This window comes from Vibrio sp. 1-Bac 57 (assembly GCF_037546855.1).
In the GTDB taxonomy this organism is placed as follows: Bacteria; Pseudomonadota; Gammaproteobacteria; order Enterobacterales; family Psychromonadaceae; genus Psychromonas.
In genome coordinates, this window is the sequence record NZ_JALAAC010000002.1 from 249,789 (window position 1) to 260,557 (window position 10,769).

8 protein-coding genes and 3 pseudogenes are annotated in these 10,769 nt (G+C 37.9%); 8 read left to right on the forward strand and 3 right to left on the reverse strand.

Annotation, left to right across the window (positions count from 1 at the left end; translation table 11 throughout):
• Positions 1-46: 46 nt before the first annotated feature.
• A complete protein-coding gene (gene cra / locus MT391_RS02445; protein ID WP_499496804.1) occupies positions 47-1,027 on the reverse strand; it encodes a catabolite repressor/activator in 981 nt (326 codons plus the stop codon).
• Between the two features lie 259 nt (positions 1,028-1,286).
• Between cra and fruB the strand changes: the two genes are divergently transcribed.
• From fruB to MT391_RS02465, 4 genes and pseudogenes are all read left to right on the forward strand, one after another.
• The gene (fruB, locus tag MT391_RS02450; RefSeq protein ID WP_499496805.1) at positions 1,287-2,417 is read left to right on the forward strand and encodes a fused PTS fructose transporter subunit IIA/HPr protein; all 1,131 of its coding nucleotides are present in this window, start codon (positions 1,287-1,289) and stop codon (positions 2,415-2,417) included.
• Between the two features lie 3 nt (positions 2,418-2,420).
• Positions 2,421-3,455: a 1-phosphofructokinase family hexose kinase gene (locus MT391_RS02455; protein ID WP_499496806.1), complete on the forward strand. Its 1,035-nt coding sequence runs from the start codon at positions 2,421-2,423 to the stop codon at positions 3,453-3,455.
• A gap of 30 nt (positions 3,456-3,485) precedes the next feature.
• Positions 3,486-3,747, forward strand: a pseudogene (locus MT391_RS02460) (PTS fructose transporter subunit IIB); the annotation flags it as partial.
• Between the two features lie 131 nt (positions 3,748-3,878).
• A pseudogene (locus MT391_RS02465) lies at positions 3,879-5,264 on the forward strand (fructose-specific PTS transporter subunit EIIC); the annotation flags it as partial.
• 115 nt (positions 5,265-5,379) lie between these two features.
• Here MT391_RS02465 and proB read toward each other — a convergent pair.
• Positions 5,380-6,483, reverse strand: a complete 1,104-nt coding sequence (gene proB / locus MT391_RS02470; RefSeq protein WP_166370905.1) for a glutamate 5-kinase — start codon at positions 6,481-6,483, stop codon at positions 5,380-5,382.
• Positions 6,484-7,149: 666 nt separating this feature from the next.
• Between proB and ahpC the strand changes: the two genes are divergently transcribed.
• From ahpC to MT391_RS02490, 4 genes are all read left to right on the forward strand, one after another.
• Entirely contained in the window at positions 7,150-7,707 is a 558-nt protein-coding gene (gene ahpC, locus MT391_RS02475; protein ID WP_028867546.1) for an alkyl hydroperoxide reductase subunit C, read from the forward strand.
• A gap of 206 nt (positions 7,708-7,913) precedes the next feature.
• Positions 7,914-9,509 carry an alkyl hydroperoxide reductase subunit F gene (ahpF, locus tag MT391_RS02480; RefSeq protein WP_499496807.1) on the forward strand — a complete coding sequence of 532 codons (1,596 nt, stop codon included), beginning with the start codon at positions 7,914-7,916 and terminating at the stop codon, positions 9,507-9,509.
• Between the two features lie 327 nt (positions 9,510-9,836).
• Entirely contained in the window at positions 9,837-10,082 is a 246-nt protein-coding gene (locus MT391_RS02485) for a hypothetical protein (RefSeq protein ID WP_499496808.1), read from the forward strand.
• A gap of 76 nt (positions 10,083-10,158) precedes the next feature.
• Complete coding sequence (locus MT391_RS02490) at positions 10,159-10,317, forward strand: YqaE/Pmp3 family membrane protein (RefSeq protein WP_166370899.1); 159 nt, start codon at positions 10,159-10,161, stop codon at positions 10,315-10,317.
• Between the two features lie 138 nt (positions 10,318-10,455).
• Here MT391_RS02490 and MT391_RS02495 read toward each other — a convergent pair.
• Positions 10,456-10,769: pseudogene (locus MT391_RS02495) on the reverse strand (hypothetical protein); the annotation flags it as partial.

Below are 10,769 nucleotides of genomic sequence, written 5' to 3' on the forward strand. Positions count from 1 at the left end.
AAATTCAAAGGTTCAAAGTTCCCCTTGCCCCTGTGTCAGACCGGTTTTATGCTCGAATGATAATTTGTCTTGGTATTAACTCTAACCCTGCTTGATAACGTTTAGCGGAAGCATTTAAACCCAGTGCTAAGGCGCTATCTGCGATTAATTCAAATTGTTGTGCTAATGAATTAATTTTAATGGGTAAAAAATCTAATAAACGGTTATCACCAAAAGTGCCTAATTTGAGGGTTTTCATTAATTCGGGCTGGGCAATTAAAACATCTAAAATACCTTCTAACATAGTGTAGGAAGTAACAATAATCGCGTCGGGTACTTTATCCTCTTTTATCCATTGTAGAAAAACTGCTTTACCAGATTCGCTATTAAAGTGATCTCCATAAATAGCAGTGTAAGCTATGCCTTGTCTTTTCGCTTGTGCTTCAAAGCCCGCTTGACGTTGACGCGAAATATTTAATTTAGGTAAGGCCCCAATCAGGCCAATAGACTTTACCTTCTCAGTGATCACGGAGCCGGTTAATTCATAAGCCCCATCAAAATCTTCACTGATCACACAACCAAAATGTTCATCATCTAAGGCACGGTCGAGTGCAATAATTGGCGTACCTTGCTGTTGTATTTTTAAATAATACTCACTGCCATCAGCTAATGAACTAGCAACAAAAAGCGCATCGATACGGCGGCTAAGTAGGGCTTTAACTAAGTTTTTCTCTGTTTCTGCATCATCGTCAGAGCAACCAATGAGTATTTGGTATCCTGCTTTACGAGAATTAGATTCAAGCAATTTAGCTAATTTTGTGTAGCTACTGTTTTCAAGATCTGGAATGATCAAACCAAAGGATCGACTGCTACCTGCTCGCAGTGCTGATGCCGCATGATCAGGGCTATAATTATGTTCATTCACCACCGCCATCACTTTGAGTTGTGTTTTTTCACTGATCCTATGCTTCTTCGCTTTACCGTTAATGACATAGCTTGCAGTGGTTTTTGATACGCCTGCTAATTTGGCAATTTTCTCTAATGTCATGCTTAAGATCCTTTTATGTCGATAAGATCAAATTATTGGTAATCTATTTTATTCGCTGGTTGCATTATAAGCTGAATCGATTCACTATAATAGCTGAAACGATTCAGTAAGCCTTGAAGTTGTAATAATTGAGACCAAGATAACGTATCAATTAACATTGTATAAGCTTATTGAACTTTTTTTTGAATGTTTTGCTGAATCGATTCAGTAAAACTTGGATAGTTGCTAACTCATAAAATATAGCGAGAGGTTAAGACCGATGCTGACACTAACTAATAACGATATAACCTTACAACAAAGTGCAAGTGATAAAATCACGGCCATTAAAGCGATTGCCAAACAACTTGCTGATAAAGGCTTAGTTGCCGAGCAATATGTTAAAGGGATGCTTTACCGAGAAAAACAAAACTCAACGTTTTTAGGTAATGGCATTGCAATTCCTCATGGCACAACAGATACGCGAGATCTAGTTAATAAAACAGGAGTTGTAGTTCATCACTTTCCTGAGGGGGTTAATTGGGGGAATGGGAATATCGCTTATGTCGTTATTGGTATTGCCGCTAAATCTGACGAACACTTAGGTATTTTAAAGCAATTAACCAAAGTGTTATCTGCTGATGATGTTGAAGAGAAATTAAAACAAGCGACAACAAAAGACGACGTTATTAAGTTATTAAATGGTGACGTACAGTTTGAAGCTGACTTTAGCCCCGCATTAATACAACTAAACTTTCCTGCTTCTGACATGATTCAAATGAGTGCAGTCGCGGGGGGGTTATTAAAAAATAGCGGCAATGTTGAGAATCAATTTGTTGCTGAGTTAGTCACTAAAGATGCAACACATTTAGGTAATGGTTTATGGCTTGTGAGTGGGGAAAAAGGTGTTAAACGTTCAGGGATGTCTATTTTAACAACTAGTGAAACCTGTGAATTTAATGGTTTTCCTGTCAAAGCACTGATTGCTGTTGCAGCTTGTAATAGTTCTCATGGTCCATTTTTAAATATCATTAGCCAATTAGTTTTTGAGCAACAACAAGCAAAAATATTCAGCTCAAGCGTTGAACAGTTGTTGGCAATATTTACGACTTCTACCCCACAAAATATTGTTGATAGTGACAATGTGGGAACCTTTAAAATTAATAATGCACATGGATTACATGCCCGCCCGAGCGCGATGTTAGTGGCCGCAGTTAAAAAATATAAATCAGTGGTCAAAGTCGCCAACATTGATGGTGATAATAAATTTGTAGATGCAAAAAGCCTGATGAAAGTGATTGGTTTAGGGGTTAGACACGGAGATTCATTACAATTTATTGTAGAAGGCCCAGATGCAAAAGAAGCACTAGCGGGTATTACTGAAGCGATTGCTTCTGGCCTGAGTGAGGGGTAAACCATGAGTCATCAAAATACTATTAGCAATAATAAAGTAGTTACTATCACCTTAAATCCAGCATTGGATTTGACGGGCGGTTTAGATACTTTAAATATTGGCTCGGTTAGCTTAGCTACTACCGGTTCCCTGCATGCTGCAGGTAAGGGCGTTAACGTTGCAAAAGTACTCTCTGATTTAGGCGCAGAGGTAACGGTAACAGGTTTTTTAGGGCGTGATAATGAAGCTTTATTTTGTACCTTATTTAGCGAAATGAATGCTCAGGATGAGTTTATCCGTGTTGATGGTTCAACGCGTATAAACGTTAAATTAGTCGAAAAAAATGGGCAAGTTAGTGATATCAATTTCCCCGGAGTAGAGGTTTCCGAGCAAGCGATTAATGAATTTGAAAGCTGTTTATTTAAATTAGCAGAAACGCATCAGTTTTTTGTACTTGCGGGGAGTTTGCCTAAAGGGATCTCACCTGAGTTGTGTGCAAGTTGGATAAAAAAACTACATGAAATGGGTAAAAAAGTGATCTTTGATAGCAGCCGCGCTGCCTTAGCTGCTGGATTAGATGCGCACCCTTGGTTAATTAAACCCAATGACGAAGAATTGTCTGAATTTGTTGGACGTGAACTTAATACTGCTGAAGCCTGTCAGCAAGCCGCTCAAGATTTAGTTAGTAAAGGTATTGATAATATCGTTGTTTCATTAGGTGCTAAAGGGGTGATGTGGTTAGGAAAAAATGATCAAAGTAGCTCTCATAGCAATACTTCAAGCGATGCTCAAAGCAATACCTCAAACAACAGCCTATGGCGTTATGCCCAGCCACCCAAAATGAATGTGGTGAGTACGGTGGGGGCGGGCGATACATTAGTTGCAGGCCTTTGTTGGGGGCATATGCAACAGTGGCAAGCAGAGCAGACACTATCCTTTGCCACCGCGTTATCTGCATTAGCGGTGACGCAAGTAGGCGTAGGTGTACCTAGCCTAGAAGCGGTAACAAATTTACAAAAAATGATCACTCACAATAACCCTATTTCATCAAACGTGTAAATACGTCGATAACTAATTTAAGGATTGAATATGAAAAATATAGCTATTGTAACTGCATGCCCAAGTGGTGTCGCAAACAGTATTATTGCTGCTGGCTTGTTAAAGCAAGCCAGTGCAAAATTAAATATTAAAGCATCGATAGAGTGCCAATCAACGGTATTACCGGTTGAAGTGTTATCAACTGAAGATATAGCTGCAGCTGATGTGGTAATTATCGCCAGCAATAGTGATATTGATACGACACGTTTTATAGGTAAAAGTGTATATCAAGGTGCAATTGCAGATTGCACTGAAAATCCACAAGCTTGGTTAGATAATGCGATTAATAACGCGCAAGAGCTAACGGCAGCTAATGCAAGTAAAGGGGCGGTAAGCGCTGTTAGACAGCTTGATAGCAGTAATGTTAATAGTAATAGCTCAGACAGTAATGGCGTGAAAAAAATTGTTGCTATTACAGCTTGTCCTACTGGAGTTGCACACACTTTTATGGCTGCTGAAGCCTTAGAGAGTGAAGCGAAACGTCAAGGGCTTATTATTAAAGTAGAAACGCGTGGTTCGGTAGGTGCAAAAAATCAATTAACAGATCAGGATATTGCTGATGCGGATTTAGTGATTATTGCTGCTGATATTGAAGTGCCACTTGAGCGTTTTAATGGTAAACGACTGTACAAAACAAGCACAAGTTTAGCACTTAAAAAAACCGAACAAGAAATTACTAAAGCCTTTGCACAAGCTTCTGTTTTTAAAGCAACAAGTAATGCAAACTCTCCTCAAAATGAAGAGGAAAAGGGCGTATATAAACACCTTATGACAGGGGTTTCGCATATGTTACCTGTGGTCATTGCCGGTGGTTTATTGATTGCGCTTTCGTTTGTATTTGGTATCGAAGCATTTAAAGAAAAAGGCACGATGGCTGCAACCTTGATGGATATTGGTGGCGGTGCTGCTTTTGCATTAATGATCCCGGTATTGGCTGGTTTTATTGCCTTCTCGATTGCTGACCGTCCTGGTCTAGCGCCTGGTTTAATTGGTGGTATGTTGGCAAGCCAACTTGGTGCTGGTTTCTTAGGTGGTATCGCAGCCGGTTTCATCGCAGGTTACGCAGCTAAATTTATTGCGGACAAAGTGTCATTGCCACAATCAATGGAAGCCCTTAAACCTATTCTGATTATCCCTTTTGTAGCGACTCTATTCACTGGCTTAGTGATGATTTATGTTGTCGGTGGCCCTGTTGCTAGCATTATGGCTGCACTTACTGAATTCCTAACCAATATGGGGTCAACTAATGCTGTTCTATTAGGTATAGTGTTGGGTTGTATGATGTGTTTCGATTTAGGTGGTCCAGTTAATAAAGCGGCATACACATTTGGTGTCGGTCTATTAGCTTCTCAATCATACGGCCCTATGGCTGCTATTATGGCTGCGGGTATGGTACCTGCACTTGGTATGGGCTTAGCCACTTTCCTTGCTAATAAGAAATTTATTGATAGCGAACGTGAAGCCGGCAAAGCATCATTTGTTTTAGGCTTATGCTTTATTTCTGAAGGCGCAATCCCATTTGCAGCAAAAGATCCGATGCGTGTTATTCCAAGCTGTATGGCTGGTGGTGCATTAACGGGTGGTTTATCTATGTTGTTCGGCGCACAGTTACTCGCTCCGCACGGTGGTTTATTTGTTCTGTTGATTCCAAATGCAATCTCACCGGTATTATTATACTTAGTGGCAATCGCAGCGGGTACAGCAGTAACAGGTTTCACCTATGCTTTCTTGAAAAATAAAGAAGAAGTAAAACAAGCTATTGCAGTTTAAAAAAAATGAGTTTTTAAATAGCTCAATAAAAAAGGGAGCTTACGATATTCGTCGTAAGCTCCCTTTTTATTTACAGGGGCTTTTTATGATGAGTTTTAGCCCTAAACATATCGCTTTATTGGTCTAAGACTGCAATATTTTTATCCGATACTAACGGACCTGTTTGATGCTGATATTCATTTTCATCATCTTGATTGTCATGTTCTGAAATGAAGTTAAGTAAACAGCTGCTGTAGTTAGCTTCAGCTTTAGCCAAGTGTTTACCATCATCACTACGAATTAAAATAGTATCTCCGGCTGAGAATTCACCGACTACTTCAACTATTTCATTACTCGTTAGCTGGTCACTATTTTCATGTAGAGGGTATTCAAATCCATCTCCAATAACAACTTCACCCTGTGCTCTTGATGTATGAGTCATCCAATGTAAATCTTCTTCCATTGGTTTTGCATAAGGTGCAAAAACAGTACCGGGGTTATTACCCAGTATTAACTGCTCAAAGGAGCTTTCTTTAAAGCCATTGATTATATAGGTAGTAAGACCATGTGATGTTGCTTTTTCAGCTGCTTCTATTTTAGTTTGCATACCACCAGTACCAACGCTGCTATGTGCGCCTCCGGCCATATCGTAAATGCTTTGATCGATAGCACTCACGTTTTTAATCATCACCGCATCGTCATTAGTATGTGGGTTTTTATTATATAAGCCGTCAATGTCAGAACAAATGATTAACGCGTCTGCATCTGCCGCCGCTGCTACCATTGCTGATAAGTTGTCGTTATCACCCACTTTTAATGCATCTGTTGTTACTACGTCATTTTCATTAACAACGGGTAAAATTCCATGTTCGAGCAATGCGAAGATAGTTTCACGAACACTGTCATATCTTTCTCTGTCTTGGAAATCACCGTGTGTTAAAAGAATTTGTGCTGAAGGGAAATCAAAGAAACGATCCCATGCTGCCATCATTTCATTTTGACCTGCTGCGGCCATTGCTTTTTTGATTGGCAGAGATGGGTTTTCTATTTCACCGAAAAAGTGTGCGCCAGCTGCAACTGAACCTGAAGACACAAGAATAACTTCAATACCCATATCTCTGCACTGTAATATAAATTTGGCGATATGTAATAAGTAGCGTGAACTACAACCTTTTCTCTCTGGTGCAATTAATGCGCTACCGACTTTGAGTACAATTCGATTCCATTTATGATTTTTCATATTTTCTCTTTTAACTTTACTGCATTACTCTTTTTATAAATGTGCAACATCAATCGCAAGAGTAAGAAGCGATTTGTCGCATTGAAAATTTTATAGTTATTTTTAGTTTGGAAAAGTGCTGGATCTTGGTGGGGGAAGCGTGGTTGATATATTATAACTTCTCAATAGAGTCATTATTCTATGTCCTGCCTTACTAAGTTGATTTAAAGGTTACTCAGATGAAGTAATTCCATATGATTTGTGTAGTGTATCACAAAATTATGCTTATATTTTGTTTGATTTTTGTTTGAATTAAATACGTTCATTCCTAAAGATGCTGCTTTTACACTAATCATGGGCCTGTGATGCTATTTTTATATTTAAAAAATCATTCTAAATTTTGTTTTTTTTGATAAAAATCAAAACGTTTTTATCTCTAAAATCATCTACCTGTAATAATCTTTTTAAGTTCCTCACTTTAATTAGCTATCTGTGTTTTAACTATCCCTCTTTCTAGCTAGCAGCTTTATCTAGCGTTCTATCGACTTTACTTTTGATTTGTTATGGCTATTGATTTAATTGAAATTAACAATTTTACCTATCAATTGGTTTGCTACATAATGCTTTCCATGGACTCGCAGAACGAGCCCAATTAATGTAATTAACTCACTTAATAGGAATAACAAAATGATCAACTCTAAACTTAAACCATTTAACGCGACTGCATTTAAACAAGGTGAATTCGTAGAGATTTCAGAGAAAGACGTACTAGGTAAATGGTCTATCTTTTTCTTCTACCCAGCAGACTTTACGTTTGTTTGTCCTACTGAGTTAGGCGATGTTGCTGACCATTATGAAGAATTACAAAAACGTGGTGTAGAAGTTTTCTCTGTATCAACTGATACGCACTTCACTCACAAAGCATGGCACGATAGTTCAGACACAATTGGTAAAATCAACTACTTCATGGTTGGTGACCAATCAGGCGCTATCACAAACAACTTCGGTATGATGCGTGAAGGTCAAGGCCTTGCAAACCGTGGTACGTTCTTGATGGATCCAGAAGGTGTTGTTCAAGCATTAGAAGTTACTGCTGAAGGTGTTGGCCGTGATGCTGAAGACCTAATGCGTAAAGTTAAAGCGGCACAATATGTTGCTGCACACCCAGGTGAAGTATGTCCTGCTAAATGGAAAGAAGGTGAAGCAACGTTAGCACCTTCACTAGACCTAGTAGGTAAAATCTAAGTCTAAAGAGCTAAACCTAAAAGCTAAGCAACCTATAAGTTGCTTAGTAATAAATAGACCTTAGTCCTATCGACTGAGGTCATTTAAAAATAGATTTTTATAAAGCCTTGTTGACCAGAGAGTCGATTTTTAAATTAACCAAAATTGCTCATTACGTTTTTAACTAAGCGTAAATAAATACAGCCAAAAAATATAAAGGTGACATTATGTTAGAACAAAATATGAAAACCCAGCTTAAAGCGTATCTAGAAAATTTAAAAACAGACGTGCAATTAGTATTAAGCCTTGATGACAGTGAAACGGCAACAAAATTACACGCGTTAGCAACAGATATAGCTTCATTACACGATAAAATTACTGTGATTGAAGATGCCGCTGCAAGTGTACGTAAACCTATTATGCAAGTTGTTAACCCAACTAAAAATACCGCTATCGGTTTTGCTGGATTACCAATGGGTCATGAATTCACATCATTAGTATTGGCTCTGTTACATAGCGGTGGTCATCCTATGAAAATTGATGCAGAAGTGATTGAGCAAGTAAGAAACTTAGAAGGTGAGTTTAACTTTGAAGTGTTTATTTCTTTAAGCTGTCAAAACTGTCCTGATGTTGTACAAGCATTAAATATGATGGCTGCGATTAATCCAAAGATTAGCACAACCATGATTGACGGTGGTGCCTTCCAAGCGGAAGTCGCTGAACGTAATATTATGGCAGTACCCAGTGTATTTTTAAACGGTGAAGTCTTTACTCAAGGGCGTATCACATTAACTGAAATATTAAGTAAAGTAGATACTGGTGCGGCAAAAAAACAAGCGGCTGCCTTAAATGAAAAAGAACCTTATGAAGTCTTAGTTGTAGGCGGTGGACCTGCTGGTGCATCCGCTGCCATCTATGCGGCACGTAAAGGTATTCGTACTGGCGTTGTTGCTGAACGTTTTGGCGGACAAGTAATGGATACAATGGCGATTGAGAACTTTATCTCAGTAAAAGAGACACAAGGTCCTAAATTGGCTGCTGCACTTGAAGAGCATGTAAAAGAATATGACGTAGATATTATGAATGAGCAACGTGCCGGTGCGGTTGTTGCTGCTGAAAAAACAGAAGATGGTTACATTCATGTTGAACTTGAAAGTGGTGCAATATTAAAAAGCCGAAGCGTCATTTTATCTACTGGTGCGCGTTGGAGAAAAATGAACGTACACGGTGAAGAGCAATACAGCAATAAAGGTGTTGCCTACTGCCCACATTGTGACGGCCCATTATTTAAAGGCAAAAAAGTAGCGGTAATTGGTGGCGGTAACTCAGGTATTGAAGCGGCTATCGATTTGGCAGGGTTAGTTGAACATGTAACAGTATTAGAGTTCGCAGATACACTACGAGCAGATCAGGTACTTGTAAACAAAGCAAACAGTCTGGCTAACGTTACTATTATTAAAAGCGCGCAAACAACAGAAGTTATTGGAGATGGGACTCGTGTGACTGCTCTCAACTATATCGACCGTGTTAGTGGTGAAGAAAACCAAGTTGAGCTTGCTGGCATCTTTGTGCAAATCGGCTTAGTACCAAACAGTGATTTCTTAAAAGGCAGCGGTGTTGCTTTATCTCCTCGTGGTGAGATTGAAGTGAATGCAAAAGGGGAAACGTCATTACCGGGTGTATTTGCTGCAGGCGATGTAACAACCGTACCTTATAAGCAAATTATTATTGCGATGGGCGAGGGTTCAAAAGCGAGTTTAAGTGCCTTTGACCACTTAATTAGAACACCTGCGCCTTTTTCAAAATCGGAACAAGTTGCTTAAGTTATGTATCATAATTAAGTTAAAGTAATTAGATAATTTTAACTATAAATAATTAAAATAAAGTGAGTGTGTCTCCTGTTATTGTGCAGGTTACACGCTCTTTTTTTGTTTATTCACCTTTGAATTTAAGTTGTTAATTAATACGTTCAATCATCATTTACATAAACAGATATAAGTTCTACTATTAATTTTTTCCCCTGGTAATTGGTATGATTTTTTATAATAAATTGGTATGTCTTAATATTTAATATTGGCTATTAATCATCATTTGGTTATTCTTTTGGTAAGCTTATTTTAAAAATAGTGTCACCTTTTTGAGGAAATTATATGTTAATCTTAAATAAATTAGGGGTGCTTTTTGCCTTCTTGTTCTTATCTCATGTTGTCCTTGCCGGAGATAATGAAAAAATTAATGCCCACTCATGTGCGAAGATTGATAATAAGATTGCTAAAGTTAAAACTGCAATGGAAAATCGTTATCGTGAGAAAAAAGGCCAGTCTTTAAGAGCAAAGTTAAAAAGCTTACAAAAACAAAAAACGTATTGTAAGAGAAAAAATTTTTCTACATCTTAAACGAGTATAGATTATGGGTAATTGACATAACTTATTTTTATTTTATTAAGTCATTATATTTAATTAGGAGAGTATTTTGAATCAATTACTAAATATTATCATCTGTATATTATTACCACCTTTGGCTGTTTTTCTAAAATTTGGACTAGGAAAAGATTTTCTTATTAACCTTATTCTTAGTATTTTCTTTTTTGTACCCGGCATTATTCACGCGTTATGGCTTACAACCAGATAAGGTATTTTAAGTAATAAAATAAGCGTAAAAAAGAATGGTAACGGATATATTCATATCAATCCTGCTCTCTTTAATACTAAACAAAAAGGTCATAAACAGTCTTGTTTATGACCTTTTATAGTAATTCTTTGATGCTTATTAATCAGTACAGATAATGTGCTCTGAATGTAACTGTTGTTCTGCTGTTTTAGTTGTTAATTGTTGGCCAGCTAAAAAGCTCTTTAAATATCCCATGGCAGCATAAAATATAACGGTATAACCTAGTACTTCCAATCCTTCCTCTACCACCCGCTTTATAATACGTTCATAGTCAGGACCTAAAATCCCTTGCCATAAGTCACCCATTCCAAAAATACGAGAGAAGACCAGCAATAAAGCCATGCCAATGCTTAAGGTGACAAAATGTCGACTTTGTATGAATCTAGCGAAGGCACTTAAGGTCTTTTCAGGAG

Coding starts and splice junctions, on each gene's coding strand:
- proB (WP_166370905.1), bottom strand. CDS start 6,483: ATGAAAAATCATAAATGGAATCGAATTGTACTCAAAGTCGGTAGCGCA.
- cra (WP_499496804.1), bottom strand. CDS start 1,027: ATGACATTAGAGAAAATTGCCAAATTAGCAGGCGTATCAAAAACCACT.
- MT391_RS02485 (WP_499496808.1), top strand. CDS start 9,837: ATGTTAATCTTAAATAAATTAGGGGTGCTTTTTGCCTTCTTGTTCTTA.
- ahpF (WP_499496807.1), top strand. CDS start 7,914: ATGTTAGAACAAAATATGAAAACCCAGCTTAAAGCGTATCTAGAAAAT.
- ahpC (WP_028867546.1), top strand. CDS start 7,150: ATGATCAACTCTAAACTTAAACCATTTAACGCGACTGCATTTAAACAA.
- MT391_RS02455 (WP_499496806.1), top strand. CDS start 2,421: ATGAGTCATCAAAATACTATTAGCAATAATAAAGTAGTTACTATCACC.
- fruB (WP_499496805.1), top strand. CDS start 1,287: ATGCTGACACTAACTAATAACGATATAACCTTACAACAAAGTGCAAGT.